16 protein-coding genes are annotated in these 18372 nt (G+C 59.8%); 5 read left to right on the forward strand and 11 right to left on the reverse strand.

The annotated features are described in order from the left end of the window. Positions 1 to 537: 537 nt before the first annotated feature. Both KW846_RS00140 and KW846_RS00145 read right to left on the reverse strand, forming a co-directional pair. Positions 538 to 702, reverse strand: coding sequence for a DUF1328 domain-containing protein (locus KW846_RS00140; RefSeq protein WP_003177151.1), 165 nt, complete (start codon positions 700 to 702; stop codon positions 538 to 540). 72 nt (positions 703 to 774) lie between these two features. Further along, complete coding sequence (locus KW846_RS00145; RefSeq protein ID WP_218480907.1) at positions 775 to 1062, reverse strand: hypothetical protein; 288 nt, start codon at positions 1060 to 1062, stop codon at positions 775 to 777. 438 nt (positions 1063 to 1500) lie between these two features. On the opposite strand from KW846_RS00145, the gene algB reads away from it, so the two are divergent. After that, positions 1501 to 2847: a sigma-54-dependent response regulator transcription factor AlgB gene (gene algB, locus KW846_RS00150; protein ID WP_007969783.1), complete on the forward strand. Its 1347-nt coding sequence runs from the start codon at positions 1501 to 1503 to the stop codon at positions 2845 to 2847. A gap of 10 nt (positions 2848 to 2857) precedes the next feature. Beyond that, positions 2858 to 4648 (forward strand): ATP-binding protein, encoded by a 1791-nt coding sequence (locus tag KW846_RS00155; protein WP_218480908.1) that lies wholly within the window; start codon positions 2858 to 2860, stop codon positions 4646 to 4648. 7 nt (positions 4649 to 4655) lie between these two features. Here KW846_RS00155 and KW846_RS00160 read toward each other — a convergent pair whose 3' ends face one another. The 7 genes from KW846_RS00160 to KW846_RS00190 all read right to left on the reverse strand — a co-directional run bounded on the left by KW846_RS00160 (position 4656) and on the right by KW846_RS00190 (position 11935). After that, the gene (locus KW846_RS00160; RefSeq protein ID WP_218480909.1) at positions 4656 to 6272 is read right to left on the reverse strand and encodes an EAL domain-containing protein; all 1617 of its coding nucleotides are present in this window, start codon (positions 6270 to 6272) and stop codon (positions 4656 to 4658) included. A gap of 76 nt (positions 6273 to 6348) precedes the next feature. After that, positions 6349 to 7128 (reverse strand): N-acetylmuramoyl-L-alanine amidase, encoded by a 780-nt coding sequence (locus tag KW846_RS00165; protein WP_218480910.1) that lies wholly within the window; start codon positions 7126 to 7128, stop codon positions 6349 to 6351. Positions 7129 to 7232: 104 nt separating this feature from the next. After that, positions 7233 to 9239, reverse strand: a complete 2007-nt coding sequence (locus KW846_RS00170) for a GGDEF domain-containing protein (protein ID WP_218480911.1) — start codon at positions 9237 to 9239, stop codon at positions 7233 to 7235. Next, positions 9236 to 10114, reverse strand: a complete 879-nt coding sequence (locus KW846_RS00175; RefSeq protein ID WP_007969788.1) for an endonuclease/exonuclease/phosphatase family protein — start codon at positions 10112 to 10114, stop codon at positions 9236 to 9238. Before KW846_RS00175 ends, KW846_RS00170 begins: the two co-directional genes overlap by 4 nt. 14 nt (positions 10115 to 10128) lie before the next feature. Beyond that, positions 10129 to 10770 (reverse strand): thiol:disulfide interchange protein DsbA/DsbL, encoded by a 642-nt coding sequence (locus KW846_RS00180; RefSeq protein WP_007969790.1) that lies wholly within the window; start codon positions 10768 to 10770, stop codon positions 10129 to 10131. Between the two features lie 199 nt (positions 10771 to 10969). Continuing rightward, complete coding sequence (locus KW846_RS00185) at positions 10970 to 11599, reverse strand: cytochrome c (protein ID WP_116579868.1); 630 nt, start codon at positions 11597 to 11599, stop codon at positions 10970 to 10972. A 45-nt stretch (positions 11600 to 11644) separates the two neighbouring features. Then, positions 11645 to 11935 carry a cytochrome c5 family protein gene (locus tag KW846_RS00190; protein ID WP_104450419.1) on the reverse strand — a complete coding sequence of 97 codons (291 nt, stop codon included), beginning with the start codon at positions 11933 to 11935 and terminating at the stop codon, positions 11645 to 11647. A 191-nt stretch (positions 11936 to 12126) separates the two neighbouring features. On the opposite strand from KW846_RS00190, the gene yihA reads away from it, so the two are divergent. After that, positions 12127 to 12771 carry a ribosome biogenesis GTP-binding protein YihA/YsxC gene (gene yihA / locus KW846_RS00195; RefSeq protein ID WP_007969794.1) on the forward strand — a complete coding sequence of 215 codons (645 nt, stop codon included), beginning with the start codon at positions 12127 to 12129 and terminating at the stop codon, positions 12769 to 12771. Positions 12772 to 13118: 347 nt separating this feature from the next. Here yihA and polA read toward each other — a convergent pair whose 3' ends face one another. After that, a complete protein-coding gene (polA, locus tag KW846_RS00200) occupies positions 13119 to 15923 on the reverse strand; it encodes a DNA polymerase I (protein WP_218480912.1) in 2805 nt (934 codons plus the stop codon). A gap of 74 nt (positions 15924 to 15997) precedes the next feature. Here polA and KW846_RS00205 point away from each other — a divergent pair, with 74 nt between their 5' ends. Beyond that, the gene (locus KW846_RS00205) at positions 15998 to 16285 is read left to right on the forward strand and encodes a DUF2782 domain-containing protein (protein WP_007969796.1); all 288 of its coding nucleotides are present in this window, start codon (positions 15998 to 16000) and stop codon (positions 16283 to 16285) included. 60 nt (positions 16286 to 16345) lie between these two features. Beyond that, positions 16346 to 17296 carry a homoserine kinase gene (locus KW846_RS00210; protein WP_015092907.1) on the forward strand — a complete coding sequence of 317 codons (951 nt, stop codon included), beginning with the start codon at positions 16346 to 16348 and terminating at the stop codon, positions 17294 to 17296. 127 nt (positions 17297 to 17423) lie between these two features. On the opposite strand, the gene znuA is transcribed toward KW846_RS00210, so the two are convergent. After that, positions 17424 to 18344: a zinc ABC transporter substrate-binding protein ZnuA gene (gene znuA, locus KW846_RS00215; RefSeq protein WP_218480913.1), complete on the reverse strand. Its 921-nt coding sequence runs from the start codon at positions 18342 to 18344 to the stop codon at positions 17424 to 17426. Positions 18345 to 18372: the final 28 nt, after the last annotated feature.

The raw sequence follows: 18372 nt of genomic DNA on the forward strand, positions 1-18372 counted from the left end.
CAGATTGAATGTTTTTTGAGCAGTGGCCGAGCGTTGATTTTTCAGCAGAATCCCGCAGGACAAAGTGAATAATCGCAGTCAAAAAAAATGGATTTTTCTCGATATACGGTCGCCTGTGAAACACCGGGAAAAGTAATTTCCGACGTAACAGGGACAAGGACGCGATAACAGTGAGGAAATCGAGACGAGCGCTCTATTTCAATGTGTTGCGTGATCCAGCCCTTCGCAAGCTCGTCGAGCCATGGTGATCCGGCGAACTTGCGCAGCAGCTTTTCCTGACCCGGCCCTTACGCAGGTACTCCCTGTACCCGTAGGTCACTCCGCCCCTGAAACAGGCAGAACGTCCCGACCCCTTGGTCATGCGCCAGCCTTCCTCAGGTGACGCAGATAGAAAGAGGCGCTGTGACCTCCTTCGTGTACAAATTCCGGACCCTGCATGAGGGTCTCAGGCATGCCGGGGAAACCTCAGCCCGCATGCCATGGCACTACCGCCCCGGTTGCAGGGCGGCTGCCATTGTCTTGAACAAACCGTTCATGTCAGCCTCGACCGCGACGGCCAAAGAAGAAGGAAGCAATGAACATCACCAGGAACACGACAAACAGAATCTTGGCGATACCCGTGGCGGTGCCCGCGATACCACCGAAGCCCAGTACTGCGGCAATGATGGCAATGATCAGGAATGTGATTGCCCAGCTCAACATGGTGATTCTCCTTACGCTTCTATTTAGAGGTGTTGCGTTTCCCGGCACATCGCTGCGGCGGAAATTGTTTACCTAGAACACCCAGCGCTCCTGATGACGTATCTCACCTGCAGGTCCGGCCTGGTCGACGTCCATCATGCGCATCGGGGTGCTATCGGCCTGAAGGCTGCCAACAGCACTGAAATGGGTTTGGGTCGGATGCTGAATCGACAGTTGTGGCGCTTGCGGCTGCTGACTCTGCTCCCAGCGCACAAACTGTTGGCCGCCGATAAGGGTGAGCAACAGCGCCAGGACAGCAAACAGTCCTTGCTGAATATGCACAGGCGAGAGGTACAGGTGGGCGGCACGTTGACGGTTCATCCTGGAGCTCCTACCACTCGGGTCGGTATTCGATAGCGGGCGGTTGTTTTTGAATGCCTTGGTTAACCAGACAATTGCAGCCCGCATGCCAGCATTGAATTGAATTAATCTCCTTTAATATCAATATCTTAGAATCGCTAAAGAAATCACATCGTACGCATCCTGCACGATGCCACTTGTGCAGTCGTGCGTATTGCACGATTCATTTGAAGGAAGGTGTAAATTTTTTGAATTGAGAGGAGGACGCGGATGTCAGAAATACACGCTGGCCGCTGTCGGAAACCGGGCTTCCATTAAAAGACCCGCTATATCAGCTGGCTAACCGATACATCGGATGAAAGCTACCCTGCCATGACAGGAATGGCTCAGAATCAATCATGCAACTTGCCCGATTTCTCCGGGACTAAATCAAGATCATTCATTAAGGAGCGTAGGAAAATGGAATCAGCCACTGAGCACCAAGGCCGCATTCTGCTGGTGGATGATGAGTCCGCCATCCTGCGTACTTTCCGTTACTGCCTCGAAGACGAAGGCTACAGCGTTGCCACCGCCACCAGCGCCGCGCAGGCAGAAGCCCTGTTGCAGCGCCAGGTCTTCGACCTGTGCTTCCTCGATTTGCGTCTGGGTGAAGACAACGGCCTGGATGTGCTGGCCCAGATGCGTATCCAGGCGCCATGGATGCGGGTGGTGATCGTCACTGCACACTCAGCCGTCGACACGGCGGTGGATGCGATTCAGGCCGGTGCCGCCGACTATCTGGTCAAGCCGTGCAGCCCCGATCAATTGCGGTTGGCAACCGCCAAGCAACTGGAAGTGCGGCAGCTGTCGGCGCGGCTGGAAGCCCTGGAAGGTGAAGTGCGCAAGCCCAAGGATGGTCTGGACTCCCACAGCCCGGCCATGAAAGTGGTACTCGAAACCGCGCGCCAGGTGGCCACGACCGATGCCAATATCCTGATCCTCGGTGAGTCCGGCACCGGCAAGGGCGAGCTGTCCCAAGCCATTCACGGCTGGAGCAAACGCGCGAAGAAATCCTGCGTCACGATCAACTGCCCGTCGCTGACCGCCGAGCTTATGGAAAGCGAGCTCTTCGGCCACAGTCGCGGCGCCTTCACCGGCGCCAGCGAAAGCACCTTGGGCCGAGTCAACCAGGCGGACGGCGGGACGCTGTTTCTCGACGAAATCGGCGACTTTCCGCTGACATTGCAGCCGAAATTGCTGCGCTTCATTCAGGACAAAGAATATGAGCGCGTCGGTGATCCGGTGACCCGCCGTGCCGATGTGCGCATCCTTGCAGCCACCAACCTCAACCTCGAGGACATGGTCCGCGATGGTCGTTTCCGTGAGGACCTGCTCTATCGCCTGAATGTCATTACCCTGCACCTGCCACCGCTACGCGAACGCCGTGAAGATATTCTCAACCTGGCGGATCGTTTCCTGGCGCGTTTCGTCAAGGAGTATGCCCGCCCCGCGCGTGCCTTGAGCGACGAGGCCCGGGAGGCCCTGCTGGGCTATCGCTGGCCGGGCAACATCCGTGAGCTGCGCAACGTGATCGAGCGCGCGAGCATCATCTGTCCGCAGGAGCGGGTCGAGATCAGTCATCTGGGCATGGCCGAAACCCCGGTCAACAACGCACCGCGCATCGGCGCAGCGCTGAGCCTGGATGAGCTGGAAAAGGCCCACATCGGCGCGGTCCTCGCCACCGCCGACACCCTGGACCAAGCGGCAAAAACCCTGGGCATCGATGCCTCGACGCTGTACCGCAAACGCAAGCAGTACAACTTGTGAGCAATAGGCGATGAAACTGGCGATGAAATTGCGGACCCGGCTTTTCCTGAGCATCTCCGCACTGATCACCGTCGCCTTGCTCGGGCTCCTGCTCGGGCTGGTCAGCGTGATGCAGATGGCCGGCAGCCAGGAAGCACTGACCCGCAGTAACTTCATCACCCTGGACCTGGGACTCAAGCTGCGCCAGACCCTGGGTGACCAACTGATCATTATGCTCAGCGAGAAGCCTGACTCCGCCGCTTTCGCCGCCTCGAAGCAGCGTTACTTCGAATTACTGGAGGAAGGCATCGCCCAGGAGCCCGAGCAGAACGCAAGCGAGTACGGCTTCAGAAAAGCCAAGGCTGACTACGAGCGCTTTATCGAAGCTTATGAGGCGTCCCCGGACCCTTCGACTGTGCTCAGCAGCCATGACAACCTGACGGAAAAATTCAACTCACTGCGCAATGGTCTGATCGCCGAGCACAAGCGCGCGCTGGATAACATCAACGATACCGAGCGCCAGGCCCGGGAGCGGGCACTGCTGATCGCCGGGCTGCTCGCCCTGGTGGGGCTGGCGGTGCTGATCATCGGCTTCGTGACCGCGCAGGCCATTGCCCGGCGTTTCGGGGCGCCTATCGAAGCCTTGGCCAAGGCAGCGGACAATATCGGCCAGGGCAATTTCGATGTCACCCTGCCGATCTCCTCGGCAGTGGAGCTCAACCAGTTGACCCGGCGTTTCGGGATCATGGCCCAGGCGCTACGTGAACATCAGGCCACCAATGTCGATGAGTTATTGGCCGGCCAGCAGCGTTTGCAGGCCGTGCTCGACAGCATCGACGACGGGCTGTTGATGATCGACCGTCAGGGCCATTTGGAACACCTTAACCCTGTGGCCCAGCGTCAGCTGGGCTGGGAGTCCGATCGCCTGGGACAGGGATTGGGCACGGCGCTGGAGCGCCCTGAACTCGATGAGCAGCTGCAACTGGTGCTGCGCGGCGGCACTCTGGAGCGGGCGCCGGAGGACTTGAGTGTCGAGGTCGACGGCGAGTCGCGACTGCTGACCTATAGCCTGACCCCGGTCAGCCACACCCTGGGCCATATTCTCGGGGCCGTGATGGTGCTGCATGACGTCACGGAGCAACGTGCCTTCGAACGGGTACGCAGCGAATTTGTGTTGCGCGCCTCCCATGAATTGCGCACACCGGTCACCGGCATGCACATGGCCTTCGGATTATTCCGCGAGCGCGCGCACTTTGCCCCGGACTCCCGGGAAGCCGACCTGCTCGATACCGTGAATGAAGAGATGCAGCGGCTGATGCAGCTGATCAATGACCTGCTGAATTTCTCCCGTTACCAGAACGGCTTGCAGAAACTCACCTTGGCGCCGTGTTCCATCGAGGCGCTGCTGGAACAGGCTGAGTCACGCTTTGCCGCATCGGCCGCCGAGAAAGACATCAGTCTGCTGGTGGAAGTGCAGGGGCCTTTGCCGCGTTTGCAGGCCGATCAGCCACAACTGGAGCGGGTACTCGATAATTTGCTCGACAACGCCTTGCGCCACACCGGTTCCGGCGGGCGGATACGCCTGCACGCCCGGCGCCACGGCGACCGGGTCATCATCAGTGTCGAAGACAACGGCGAAGGCATTGCCTACGGTCAGCAGGGACGGATCTTCGAGCCGTTCGTGCAGGTCGGACGCAAGAAAGGCGGAGCCGGTCTCGGCCTGGCATTGTGCAAGGAAATCGTGCAATTGCATGGCGGGCGGATGGGCGTCTATTCACGGCCGGGGCAGGGCACTCAGTTCTACTTGGCGCTGACGGTCTAGATCGCGGTCACGCTTCGTCATCCAGGCGCCGGCCACCCGCCCGACGTCGCCCCCGGGTTATCAATTCAATGAACTGAACCGCGCTCAGCGCGTGGGCGAACAGCCAGCCCTGGCCGAACTTCACGCCTTCACTGCTCAGGAACTCGGCCTGGGCCTCATGTTCGATGCCCTCGGCAATCACCTTCAAATGCAGCGACTGGGCCATGTGAATGATGTGCGGGGCCACACCGCTGCTGGCGGCGTCATGGCCCAACGCATCAATGAACGCCTTGTCGATTTTCAGGCAATCCACCGGCAGGGTTTGCAAATAGGCGAGGCTGCAGTAGCCGGTGCCAAAATCATCGATCAACACCTGGTGCCCGACATCCCGCAGCGATTGCAGGTTTTCCCGGGCCACCACCACATCGACCAGCCCACGCTCGGTAACCTCGAAGGCGATTTGCCGCGCAGCGACGCGGTGCAGGGTCAGCAGCCTCGCCATGACCTGGCCGATTCGCGGGACCATCACATCACACGCCGCGAGATTGACCGAGATGTACAGTTGCGGGTTGGCACGCAGCAACTGACCGAGTTGCTCGAGCAAGCGTTGCAAGACGAAATCCGTCATTTGGCGAATCTGCCCGGTGTCCTCCGCCATCGGAATGAACAGGTCGGGACTGGTCAGGGTACCGTCCGGCCTGCGCCAGCGCAGCAGCGCTTCAGCCCCGACACAGTTGCGGCTATCGAGGTCGAAGATCGGTTGATACAGCACCTGCAACTCGCCCCGGCGAATCGCCCCGGCCAGTTCGGCATCCAGCGACTGCCGCTGCTGCACCAGCAGGAACACCAGGAACCCGACGCATATGCCCAGCGCAATACTGGCCGGCAGCAGCCACCACCAGACCGACGGGATATGCATGCCCGTACGCAGGCTGATCAACACCAATTGATACTCCGGGTTGTCGGTGGGCATGCGGTATATCAGGCGTGTCTGGGTGATCTGCAGCGCATCGCGGTTTTTCGGTGGCCAGGCCTCGACCGGCGGCCAGATCTGGGATGAGCCCAATACCGGAATCGCGCGCGTACCATGGTCCAGAACTACCAGCAGGCTGCTGCCCGGCGACAGGTCGACCATATCAGTCAAATGCCCCCGAGAGGTCGCGACCCGAAAATTCCCGCGCCCCAGCATCAGTGCGGCGCGGTTTTCATCGGGTTCGGTGGTGGTGTTGAGCCAATAGCTGTAGGTCGGGCCTTTGATGTCTGGCGCTCGAATCAGCGACAGCCCTTCCTGGCGAGGGCGATTGGAACAGATTCGCGAAGAGTCCATGTAGGCGGCTTCGTAGACGAAGCGATAATTGAACGTAACCTGTTGCAAGGTCGCGATCATTTCAGCATCGCAACCGCGCAACGGTTGCGCTTCAAGGTCGTCGAGGCTTTCACGCAGTTGCCCGAACAGCTGCTCCAGGCGGGCGAGAAAGCGCTCGCCCTGAGCATTCATTTCTTCGCTTTCATTTTGCTCGACCTGATGAATGGCGACGAACAGGCTGCCGGCCATCAACAACGTTGCGCTCAAGACAGCCGACATCAACCCCAGGAACCAGGGGCGATGGAACCAACTACGGAAGGTCTCTCGAGCAGCAGTCATTGCGCAATATCCGATGGATTACCAATGAGTTATAGCTGCTGATTGGGAAAAAGCCCTGACCGCCGGGCGGGCGCCATTATTTTGTCTGGTTCAACACCAAAAGCAGCGCGGCTGTTTGCGCGTCCGGAGTGCCATCGAAACGTGCCGGGCGGAAATGCATCTGGAAGGCTGCTATCACATGTCGTGTCGCAACATCGAGCTCGCCGGTTTGTGGCGAGGCATAACCCAGGCGGGCCAATTGCCCCTGAAACCAGCTGATGCTCGGCAACTGATCGGCGAACAGCATTTGCTGGCGCGCGACCGCCTGCTCGTTCGGCCAGATGCCCAGACCTTCGGCAGCCAGACGCTTCCAGGGGAACAGCGGCCCCGGGTCCAGTTTGCGCAACGGCGCAATGTCGCTATGGCCAATGATGTCGCGAGGCTTGATACCCTGACGCTTGCTGATGTCCTTGAGCAATACGATCAAGGACTGAACCTGATCTTCACTGTAGGGGTACCAAACGCGCCCGGTTGGAGTGTCCTTGAACCCCGGGTTGACGATTTCGATACCGATGGAACTGGAATTCAGCCAGGTCCGGCCATCCCATTCGCTCTCCCCGGCGTGCCAGGCGCGAACGTTTTCATCCATCAGCTTGTAGATTGTGGCGCCCTTGTCGTCACCGATCAGATAATGACTGCTGACTTCGCCGTGGGTCAGCAGTTGCAGCGAACGCTCCAGCGAGGCGTTGGTGTAATGCACCACCACGAACTGCACACGGCTGTCGTAATTGGTTGAAGGGTGACTGGTGTCAAAACGGGGACCGCTGGCGCAGCCGGCCATCAAAACAAGTGACACGATCAGAGCAAGATATTTCATGGCGAAAGGCAGTACACACAAGACAATAATGCAACAGTGTAACGTAATGCCTTGCGAGCTGACGGCAATCGCCGCGAATTAAACAAAAATGGAACAAATAATACTCAGCCCGGCTCCACGCGGTTGCGTCCGGCATTTTTTGCACGGTACAACGCCTGATCGGCTCTTTTAAGCACTTGATCGCTGTGCTCACCCGGCCTGAACGCCGACATTCCGACAGAAACGGTAATGGTCACCGGCTCTCCCTTGAAGTGGAACGGACAGGCCTCGATGGAGGCACGCAGGCTTTCCAGCAACTTCAGCCCCGCCGCCGGCACCGTGGATGGCATTAACAGCACAAACTCTTCGCCGCCGAACCGGGCAATGAAGTCCGTTCCGCGAAGACGCTTGCGCAACACGCTGGCAATGATCTTCAGCACTTTGTCACCGGCCAGGTGCCCGTAGTTATCGTTGATGCGCTTGAAATGATCGAGGTCGAGCATGGCCAGCAACAGCGTGTTGCCATGTTGCTGCCATTGTTTGACTTCATGATCCAGGCGCTCGCTCCAGGCCGCGCGGTTAGGCAGGCCGGTCAACGGGTCGACCAGCGCCTTCTGCCTTTGCTCCTCGAGATGCTCACGGTAACCCTGGGCCTCCTGCTCCATATGGGCAACGCGCTCGGCCAGGCTGTGCAGGCGCGCAGCGACCTCTTGCTCGCGCTCATCGCGTTGTTTCTGGTGCTGGTCCATGGTGCCCAGCAAGCCTTCGAGATGGTTTTCCAGAACGTGCTTGAGATCTTCCAGGTCCGCAGCGTCCTGCATGCTGCTTTGCAGGCCATCAACCTGTTCGCGGATCTGCGTGTCCATCTGCCGCGCAGCCGAACGGTTGTCGGCGTGTCCTGCGGTGGCGGCCTGCAGGTTGCTCTGGAACGATTCGAGGCGCTCGTTCAGTCGTTGCAGGTAGGCTTCGAACTCATGCTGGCCGCTGTCGGTAATGGCCAGCATCAACGTGGCGAAGTCGTCGAGAATCGGTAGTAATTCGTACCAGTTCAGACCATTTTTCAGACGATCGCGCATGGATTCGGCTTGCGGGCGATGACGCTCGGGCAATGTCAGGTCTTCGAGCAGCCCCAGCAGCGTGTCTTCGATGTGGCTGGCCACCGAGCTGTAGGAGGGCTCTGGGGAATCCGGGAGTGCGTAGAAAGTGTCGTGCCCGGATAGAGGCTGATCTGCGGCGACCACCTCCGCTGTCGGATTCGCAAGCAAGGCCAAGCTATCCCGTGATGCTGACGCGGTCAGCTCGTCGGGGTTCACTTGCGACTCAAGAGGTGTTTCCGGGGTCGGCTTCTCGGCTTGCTCGGTTTCTGCCGCGCCTGCAATGACGGCTTGAAGCGGCGCGACGGCAGGTGCCAGGGCCACGGCTGCCGGAGCAGGGGAAACCTCGGCTGGCTCGGTCGGCGCGGACTCCTTTGCAACTGGCTCCGCCATGGACACTTCGCAGATTGCCGTCTCAATCACGACCGGGGCCGACTCGATAATCGCCGCAGGGCTCTCGGCTACGGGAGCCGCCGGCGCAGGAGAAGCTGTCGATGCCACCGCTTCGTCTGCTTCACGACCGCCGAACAATCGTTGGAGCAAGCCCGGCCGACAAGGTTCCGTCGGGGTCTCCAGCTGGCTCAGGGCCTTGCCTTGCAAGCCACTCAGCTCGCTGAGCAACAAGGGTATCTCACGCGCCTGACTGACCCGCGCATCCAGTTGCTTGGCGAAACTCTTGAGTGGCCGGCTCACATCCCGTGGCAGCGGCAATGTTTGCAGTTGAGTGACCAGTGCATTCAGGGCTGCACTGGTCTGGTTGATCCGGGTTTCCCGACGCTGTTCGGAGTCGAGCACGGCTTTTTCCAGGCGTGGAATCAGCGCGGCCAGACCGGCGTCCATGTCGTCGGTACGTACGACCTCGCGTATTTCCTTCATGCATTGGTCAACCGCACGGTCAGTACCTTCCGCCGCCAGGGTGCTGCGCACCAGTCCACGGCGCAGCAAGTCGAGCCGCGCGTCCCAGCGACGTTCGAGCTTTTCCTGTTGTTCGATGCTTTTGAGGTATTTCTCTTTCCAGCGCTGTGTTTCGTCGCTCATTCATGGGTTCCGCGAGGGGCAGGACTCAACGCGGGCAATGCATCGGCCGTGAGCGAACCCGGCAGACGAATCTCTACCGCGACCGGCAGGTGATCGGAAATGGGCTGTGCCAGCACCTCGACCTTTTCCAGGGTCAGGCTCGGGCTCAGCAGGATATGGTCCAGGCAGCGCTGTGGACGCCAGCTGGGGAACGTTGCTTCCATTTGCGGCGCGAGCAGGCCGAGATCGCGCAACGCGGAATTTTGCAGCAGGTCACTGGCATGGGTATTCATGTCGCCCATCAGTACCTGGTGTTTGTAGTCGCCGATCAGATCGCGGATGTAGGCCAGTTGCAGGCTGCGCGCACGGGCGCCCAGCGCCAGGTGCATCATGACGACCACCAGTGCTTCCGGGCCTTCGCCGAAGCGTACCAGGATGGCTCCGCGCCCCTTTGGGCCCGGCAGCGGATGATCTTCAATGGCCCACGGGCGCAAACGGCTGAGCACACCATTGCTGTGCTGGGCCAGGCGCCCGAGATTGCGATTGAGTTGTTGATACCAGTAGGGGAAGGCGCCGAGCTGGGCCAGATGCTCAACCTGATTGACGTAGCCTGAACGCAGGCTGCCACCGTCGGCCTCCTGCAAGGCGACCAGATCGAAATCGCCCAACAGATTGCCGATCTTCTGAAGATTGTCGGCACGCCCGGTGTGCGGCAGCAGATGCTGCCAGCCCCGGGTCAGGTAATGCCGGTAGCGCTCGGTGCTGATGCCGACCTGGATGTTGAAACTGAGCAAGCGCAGACGACTGTCTGCGGGCAGGCCCGTGGACTCCAGATGATGCTCGTTGACCCGCGGATCATGCAGGCCAACGATGCGTTCAGTACCCCATCGGCGCATGGCAGTGACTGCCCTTAGTTGGCGGCAGCCTTGTTAGCCGCTCGCTCTTTGTCGATCAGTTTGTCGGCCAGTTGCAGGGCCTGTTCGGCACCGCCAGCGGAGCCTACGTCAAAGCGGTACTTGCCGTTGACGATCATGGTTGGAACGCCGGAGATTTCATACTTCTTGGCCAGTTCACGAGCCTTGACGATCTGGCCCTTGATAGCGAAAGAGTCGAAAGTCGCGAGGAACTTGTCCTTGTCCACGCCTTGGGTAGCGAGGAAGTCGGCCATGTCATTCTTGTCGGTCAGTTTCTTGTGCTCTTTCTGAATCGCGTTGAACACCGCAGCGTGAACGTTGTGCTCGACACCCATGGCTTCAAGGGTCAGGAACATCTGGCCGTGAGCGTCCCACGGGCCACCGAACATGGCTGGAATGCGCACGAAGTTCACGTCCGAAGGCAGCTTCTCGGCCCAGGGATTGATCACCGGTTCGAAGGCATAGCAATGCGGGCAGCCGTACCAGAACAGCTCTACCACTTCGATCTTGCCAGGCACGGCGACCGGAACCGGATTGCTCAGTTCGACATAAGGTGCGGCGGGGGCTTCAGCGGCCTGGGCAGTCATGCCGAACAGGCTGGCAGCGGCAAAAACGGCGCTGATGATCAGATTACGCATGCTTCACTCCTGGACAAATTTTTCGCCTCGCGCGACGTGTTTTCAGACAGGTCCTGGCGGGCTTGAGTTCTGTAGTGTAACGGCAGCGGCCACAAAAAAGGGCGGCCAAGGCCACCCTTTTTATACTCGTTGCAACGGATTAATCGAGCGTTAACGTTGCAGGCGATATGTACGGCGCTCAACGCCCGATCCGCCGGCCTTAGTGCAGGCCCTGAATGTAGCTGGACACCGCGGCGATGTCTTCGTCGCTCAGCTTCTTGGCAATGGTCTGCATGGTCTTGGCGTCGCCATCGTTGGTGCGGCCGCCTTCTTCCTTGCGGAAATCGGTCAGTTGCTTGGCGATGTATTGAGCGTGCTGGCCACCCAGGTGCGGGAAGCCGGCGGCTGCGTTGCCGGCGCCGTTCGGAGAGTGGCAACCGGTGCAGGCTGGCATGCCCTTGGCCAGGTCACCGCCACGGAACAGGGCTTCACCGCGAGCGACGACTTTAGGATCGGCGGCACCGACGCTGCCTTTCTGGCTGGCGAAGTAGGCGGCGATGTCCGCCAGGTCCTGATCGCTCAGGTTGGTCAGCAGGCCGGTCATTTCCAGAACGGTGCGCTTGCCCGACTTGATGTCGTGCAATTGCTTGGTCAGGTATCGTTCACCCTGACCCGCCAGTTTTGGAAAGTTTGGCGCCATGCTGTTGCCATCCGGGCCGTGGCAGGCGCCACAGACGGCAGCTTTGGCCTGGCCAGCTTTAGCATCACCCGGTTGTACTGCCTCACCTGCAGCATGGGCTATGCCGGAGATGCCCACGGTCAACAGCAGACTCACGATCAATTTCTTCATCAGCTAATCCAACTACGGCTAAGGGTTAAGAGTTATGGGCCGGGCTTACTCGCTCATCCAATGGATGATGGCTTGGTAATCCTCGGCACTGCAGTCCATGCACAAACCACGCGGCGGCATCGCCTTGAAACCCTGGGTCACGTGTTGCACCAGCGTCTCCATACCTTTCGCCAACCTCGGCGTCCAAGCATCCTGATCGCCTTTTTTCGGCGCCATGGGTAATTGGCCGGAATGACAGGCACCACAAACACGGTTGTACACAGCTTCCGGATCCTGTGTAGCCTGAGCGCTGTAAAGCGGCATCAAGACACCGGCAGCTAGCAGCCATTTCGTCATAAAACGACCTTTTCAGGGTTGAGAGCGTGCTGCGTTCTAGTGCGCAATCAAGGTCTGTCGCTCTCGTGAACTTCATCCTACGCTGGGACAAAGCGCACACAAAATCTGCGGCATTATATACTGGCGTCACTGAAACGGAAGCGACACTGCTTGCCGCCCCCATTCCTGGCGCCGCCCACATCGGAAATCCCATGCAACTCAAGAATCCCATCCTCGGTCTGTGCCAACAGTCCACCTTCATGCTCAGCGCCGCCAAAGTCGACCAATGTCCGGATGACGAGGGCTTCGAAGTCGCCTTCGCCGGGCGTTCCAACGCCGGCAAATCGAGTGCCTTGAACACCCTGACCCACGCCAGCCTGGCGCGCACCTCGAAAACCCCAGGGCGCACGCAACTGTTGAATTTCTTCAAGCTAGACGATGAACGCCGTCTGGTCGACCTGCCGGGCTACGGTTATGCAAAAGTACCGATCCCGCTCAAGCAACACTGGCAGCGTCACCTGGAAGCGTACCTGGGTGGCCGCGAGAGTTTGAAAGGCCTGATCCTGATGATGGACATCCGCCATCCGATGACCGATTTCGACCTGCTGATGCTCGATTGGGCCGTGGCTGCCGGCATGCCGATGCACATTCTGCTGACCAAAGCCGACAAGCTGACCTATGGCGCGGCCAAGAACACGCTGCTCAAGGTTCAGGCGGAAATCCGCAAGGGCTGGGGCGATCTGGTGACGATTCAGTTGTTCTCGGCCCCGAAACGCATGGGCCTGGAAGAAGCCTATACCGTACTGGCAGGCTGGATGGAGCTGGCGGACAAGGGTGTCGAGGTAGAAACCCGGTAAGGCTGCGAAAGCTGTCTGGGGCATTCCAGACAGCTTTCTGCAGGCAAAAAAAACCCCGGACTTCATATGGGGAGGGAGAAGTTCCGGGGTTCAAGCTCTAGACCGCTAGGGCGGGGTCCAGATATCTGCCAACACTTAACACAACATAGGAGCATCGAAGGGCTTCACCAGCCATTCAGTACCTCTGAGTAGTGCTTCGCAAGATTAGTTCAGATTTTTTTCAAATAGCTTTGAAATAACCCCGATAACCTTCCGGACTAAGTTGTTTGCGCTCTTCTGCCGCGGCACTATGCCGCAGCAGAACACGACTCTTTTCTGTAGGAGCAAGCTCGCTCCTACAGGAAGGCTCAGTGAGCCTCATCCCAGTTATTTCCAACACCCACTTCGACCAGCAACGGCACATCCAGTTTCGCGGCCTCGCTCATGTGTACGCGAATTTCATCGCGAACCTGGTCGACCAGGTCTTCACGCACCTCCAGCACCAGTTCATCGTGCACCTGCAAAATGACTTTGGCGTCGAGGCCGGACGCGGTCAGCCAGTTATCCACAGCGACCATGGCTTTCTTGATGATGTCCGCAGCGGTGCCTTGCATCGGCGCATTGATCGCCGTGCGTTCGGCGGCGGCGCGTTCTTGCGGCTTGTTGGAGTTGATGTCCGGCAGGTACAGGCGACGACCGAAGAACGTCTCGACATAACCTTGCTCGGCGGCCTGGGCCCGCGTGCGGTCCATGTACTGGCGTACGCCGGGGTATCGGGCGAAGTAGGTATCGATGTAGGCCTTGGCGGTCTTGGTGTCGACGCCAATGTCCTTGCCGAGCTTCTGCGCCCCCATGCCGTAGATCAGACCGAAGTTGATCGCCTTGGCGCTGCGGCGCTGGTCGGAGGTCACGTCGGCCAGTTCGACCTTGAACACTTCCGCGGCGGTCGCGGTGTGCACGTCCAGATTGTGGCGGAAGGCGTTCATCAGTCCTTCATCCCGTGACAGGTGCGCCATGATCCGCAACTCGATCTGCGAGTAGTCCGCCGCCAGCAGCTTGTAACCGGCCGGGGCCACGAAGGCCTGGCGGATACGACGCCCTTCGGCGGTGCGCACCGGGATGTTCTGCAGGTTCGGATCGCTGGAGGACAGGCGCCCGGTGGAGGCGACAGCCTGGTGGTACGACGTATGGATCCGCCCGGTGCGCGGGTTGATCTGTTCCGGCAAACGATCGGTGTAGGTGCTTTTCAGCTTGCTCATGGAGCGATATTCCATGAGCACTTTCGGCAACCGGTAGTCGTCTTCCGCCAGTTTGGCCAGCACCTCTTCGGCCGTGGACGGCTGGCCCTTGGCAGTCTTTTTCAGCACCGGCAGGCCGAGTTTTTCATAGAGAATCACGCCGAGCTGCTTGGGCGAACCGAGGTTGAATTCCTCGCCGGCAATCTCGAAGGCTTCGCGCTCCAGTGCGACCATCTTGTCGCCCAGTTCGATGCTTTGCACACCCAGCAGGACGGCGTCGACGAATGCGCCCTGGCGCTCGATGCGCGCCAGCACCGGCACCAACGGGATTTCGATGTCGGTCAGCACGCTGGCCAGGCTCGGAATGGCCGAGAGCTTCTCGAACAAGGCCTGGTGCAGACGCAGGGTGATGTCTGCATCTTCAGCGGCATAAGGCCCGGCCTGCTCAAGGGCGATCTGATCGAACGTCAGCTGTTTCACGCCTTTGCCGGCGATGTCCTGGAAGCTCACCGTGGTGTGGTCCAGATACTTCTGCGCCAGGCTGTCCATGTCATGACGCGTGGCCGTGGAGTTGAGCACGTAGGACTCGAGCATGGTGTCGAAGGCGATGCCGCGCACGGTGATGCCGTTGTCCTGTACGCCACCGATGGCGCAGTTGGCCAGGATGTTCATGTCGAACTTGGCGTGCTGGCCGACCTTGAGCTTGTTCGGGTTTTCCAGAATCGGCTTGAGCGCGCGCAGGACAGTGTCACGGTCCAGTTGCTGCGGCACGCCGATGTAGGAATGGGTCAACGGGATGTAGGCCGCTTCGTTAGCCTGAACCGCGAATGACAGACCCACCAGTTGCGCCTGCTGCGCGTCGATGCCGGTGGTTTCGGTGTCGAAGGCGAACAGCTTGGCGTTGTTCAGCTTTTCCAGCCAGGCATCGAAACGCGCCTGATCGAGGATGGTTTCGTAGGCGGCTTCAGCAGCGGCGGCCGGTGCTTCGGCCTCTGGTTCGCTGAACAGATCGGCAGCCGGTGCAGGCTCGGCGGCAGCGCTCAGTTCCAGGCGTTTGGCGTCGCGATCAAGGTCGTTCAGCCAGCTCTTGAATTCCAGCAGGCTGTACAACTCGTAGAGTTTCGCCGGATCTTCCGCGCCCATTTGCAAATCGTCGAGGCCAATGTCCAGCGGCACGTCGACCTTGATGGTCGCCAACTGATAGGACAGGAAGGCCATTTCTTTGTGCTCTTCGAGCTTGGCCGGCAGGGTCTTGGCACCGCGAATCGGCAGGGTCGGTACGATGTCGAGCTGCGCATAGAGTTCGGTCAGACCGCCGTTCACACCGACCAGCAGGCCTGAAGCCGTCTTCGGGCCAATCCCCGGAACGCCCGGAATGTTGTCGGAAGAATCGCCCATGAGCGCCAGATAATCGATGATCTGCTCCGGAGCGACGCCGAATTTCTCCTTCACGCCCTCCACGTCCATGCTGCTACCGGTCATGGTGTTGACCAAGGTAATGTGACCATCGACCAGTTGCGCCATATCCTTGTCGCCCGTGGAGATGATCACCGGACGATCCGCCGCCGCGCTGCTGCGGGCCAGGGTGCCGATCACGTCATCGGCCTCTACGCCTTCGACGCACAGCAGCGGGAAGCCCAGGGCGATCACGCTCTGGTGCAGCGGCTCGATCTGCACGCGCATGTCGTCGGGCATACTCGGACGGTTGGCCTTGTATTCGGCGTACATGTCATCGCGAAAAGTCCCACCCTTGGCGTCGAACACCACGGCGAACGGACTATTCGGATATTGCTTGCGCAGGCTCTTGAGCATGTTCAACACGCCCTTGACCGCGCCGGTCGGCAGGCCTTTGGACGTGGTCAACGGCGGCAGCGCGTGAAAGGCGCGGTACAGGTAAGAAGAACCGTCCACCAGGACGAGGGGGGCTTGGCTCATGAGCAGGATCAACCTTTTCGGCGGGTCCGGCGCTAGAATAGCGGGACCGTTGACGACAAAGGGACAAGGTTATCATGCGCACACTAAATCGCCTGTTGCTGGCTGGCATGTTTGCAATCACACCATTGACCGTCATGGCGGCGGATGATGCACCGTCGGCAGACCCGGATGTGACCATTCGCACGGAAGGCGATAAAACCATTCAGGAATACCGGCAAAACGGCTTTTTGTACGCCATCAAGGTCACCCCAAAGGTTGGCAAACCGTATTTCCTGGTGCGTGCGGATGGCTCGGAGGGAAACTTCATCCGCTCTGATTACCCGGATATGCTGATTCCGGCGTGGGAAATTTTTAAGTGGTAAGTCGTCCCTAACTTTAATCGGCGCTGGCTCAACAGCGGCGCCCGTACTGGCAGTTTAAACATGTCTGTGTTCACCCCCCTGGCTCGGCCCGAGCTGGAAGCTTTTCTCGCCCCTTATGGCCTCGGCCGCCTGCTTGATTTCCAGGGGATTGCCGCCGGTAGCGAAAACACCAATTTCTTTATCAGCCTGGAGCAGGGCGAATTTGTCCTGACCCTGGTCGAGCGCGGTCCGGTTCAGGAAATGCCGTTCTTCATCGAACTGCTCGACGTGCTGCACGGCGCCGACCTGCCGGTGCCTTACGCCCTGCGCACCACCGACGGCGTGGCCTTGCGCGAACTGGCGGGCAAACCGGCGTTGCTGCAACCACGCCTGGCCGGCAAGCACATCAAGCAAGCCAACGCGCAACATTGCGCTCAGGTCGGTGAACTGCTCGGCCATCTGCACCTGGCGACCCAGGCCAACATGATCAAACGCAAAACCGATCGCGGCCTGGACTGGATGCTGGAAGAGGGCACGCAGTTCCTGTCGCACCTCGGTGCCGAACAGAAAGACCTGCTGCAACGGGCGCTGGAAGAAATCACCCGACAGAAAGAAAAAATCCTCGCTCTGCCGCGGGCGAACATTCACGCCGACCTGTTCCGCGACAACGCGATGTTCGAAGGCACCCACCTGACCGGACTGATCGACTTCTACAACGCCTGCTCCGGGCCGATGCTCTACGACGTGGCGATTGCCTTGAACGACTGGTGCTCGGACGACGAGGGAGTGATCGATGGACCGCGAGCACGGGCCTTGCTGGGCGCTTATGCGGCCCTGCGACCGTTCACCGCTGCCGAAGCCGAGTTGTGGCCGACCATGCTGCGGGTGGCTTGCGTACGATTCTGGTTGTCACGCTTGATCGCGGCAGAGTCGTTCGCCGGGCAGGACGTGTTGATTCACGACCCGATGGAGTTCCAGCTGCGCCTGGCGCAGCGGCAGACGGTCAATACGCCGTTGCCTTTCGCCCTTTAAAATGTGGTGAGGGGGCTTGCCCCCGTTGCAGTGCGAAGCACTGCCATGCGATTCAACTGATTGAATGCATTTGGGGCTGCTTTGCAGCCCAACGGGGGCAAGCCCCCTCGCCACAGGGTTGTGTCAGTTACAACGACTCCAGACACCCCGCCAGATCATTCCCCAATTTCTCCAGCACCTGCTCATAGCCCTGGGCCGTCGCCGGAGTGTACCCGCCCAACGCATCCAGTTCCGCCAGCTTCACCGGCAAACCCGCCACCAGGGTTTCCGCCAGGCGCGGACGCAGCGGCGGCTCGCTGAATACGCAGGTCTTGCCGACTTCCTGCAGGCGCGCGCGCATCGCCGCGACATGCTGGGCACCGGGTTGCACTTCGGCCGCGACGCTGAACACACCCACGTGCTTGAGGCCGTAGGCGTCTTCGAAGTAATCGAACGCTTCGTGGAACACGAAGTAAGGCTTGCCCTGAACATCGGTCAGGCGTTTCTTCAGGCGCGCATCCAACGCATCGAGACGCTCGTCGAAGGCTTTCAGGTTGGCCTGATAGCGCACGGCATTGTCAGGATCGGCGGCACTCAGGTCAGCCGCCATTTTCGTGGCGATGACCCGGGCGTTGACCGGTGACAGCCACAAATGCGCATCCAGGCTGCCTGGGCGATGATCGTGGTCGTGGTCGTCGGCTTCTTCGGCGTGGGAGTGGCTATCTTCGGCAAAACGGCGGAGTTTCATGCCTGGCAAATCCTGCACGGCGACGCTGGGCAGCGTACGACCATTGAGCACGCGAGGCAGGAAACCTTCCATGTCCGGGCCGATCCAGTACAGCAGGTCCACTGATTGCACCTTGCGTACGTCGGAAGGGCGCAGCGCATAGTTGTGCGGCGAGGCACCCGGTGGCAGCAAGACTTCAGGAATCGCCACGCCGTCCTGCACCGCCGCGGCGATCAACTGCAGGGGCTTGATGCTGGTAAGGACCTTGACCTCGGCCTGCGCCGGACCGATCAGCAGAAAACTTGCGAAAAATGCGACAAAGATAGAAAAAAGACGGGACACGATGACCACTCGAAGAGGCGAGAACGGG

The organism is Pseudomonas sp. PDM32, assembly GCF_019219225.1.
In the GTDB taxonomy this organism is placed as follows: domain Bacteria; phylum Pseudomonadota; class Gammaproteobacteria; order Pseudomonadales; family Pseudomonadaceae; genus Aquipseudomonas; species Aquipseudomonas laurylsulfatiphila.

Coding starts and splice junctions, on each gene's coding strand:
- KW846_RS00140 (WP_003177151.1), bottom strand. CDS start 702: ATGTTGAGCTGGGCAATCACATTCCTGATCATTGCCATCATTGCCGCA.
- KW846_RS00145 (WP_218480907.1), bottom strand. CDS start 1,062: ATGAACCGTCAACGTGCCGCCCACCTGTACCTCTCGCCTGTGCATATT.
- algB (WP_007969783.1), top strand. CDS start 1,501: ATGGAATCAGCCACTGAGCACCAAGGCCGCATTCTGCTGGTGGATGAT.
- KW846_RS00155 (WP_218480908.1), top strand. CDS start 2,858: ATGAAACTGGCGATGAAATTGCGGACCCGGCTTTTCCTGAGCATCTCC.
- KW846_RS00160 (WP_218480909.1), bottom strand. CDS start 6,272: ATGACTGCTGCTCGAGAGACCTTCCGTAGTTGGTTCCATCGCCCCTGG.
- KW846_RS00165 (WP_218480910.1), bottom strand. CDS start 7,128: ATGAAATATCTTGCTCTGATCGTGTCACTTGTTTTGATGGCCGGCTGC.
- KW846_RS00170 (WP_218480911.1), bottom strand. CDS start 9,239: ATGAGCGACGAAACACAGCGCTGGAAAGAGAAATACCTCAAAAGCATC.
- KW846_RS00175 (WP_007969788.1), bottom strand. CDS start 10,114: ATGCGCCGATGGGGTACTGAACGCATCGTTGGCCTGCATGATCCGCGG.
- KW846_RS00180 (WP_007969790.1), bottom strand. CDS start 10,770: ATGCGTAATCTGATCATCAGCGCCGTTTTTGCCGCTGCCAGCCTGTTC.
- KW846_RS00185 (WP_116579868.1), bottom strand. CDS start 11,599: ATGAAGAAATTGATCGTGAGTCTGCTGTTGACCGTGGGCATCTCCGGC.
- KW846_RS00190 (WP_104450419.1), bottom strand. CDS start 11,935: ATGACGAAATGGCTGCTAGCTGCCGGTGTCTTGATGCCGCTTTACAGC.
- yihA (WP_007969794.1), top strand. CDS start 12,127: ATGCAACTCAAGAATCCCATCCTCGGTCTGTGCCAACAGTCCACCTTC.
- polA (WP_218480912.1), bottom strand. CDS start 15,923: ATGAGCCAAGCCCCCCTCGTCCTGGTGGACGGTTCTTCTTACCTGTAC.
- KW846_RS00205 (WP_007969796.1), top strand. CDS start 15,998: ATGCGCACACTAAATCGCCTGTTGCTGGCTGGCATGTTTGCAATCACA.
- KW846_RS00210 (WP_015092907.1), top strand. CDS start 16,346: ATGTCTGTGTTCACCCCCCTGGCTCGGCCCGAGCTGGAAGCTTTTCTC.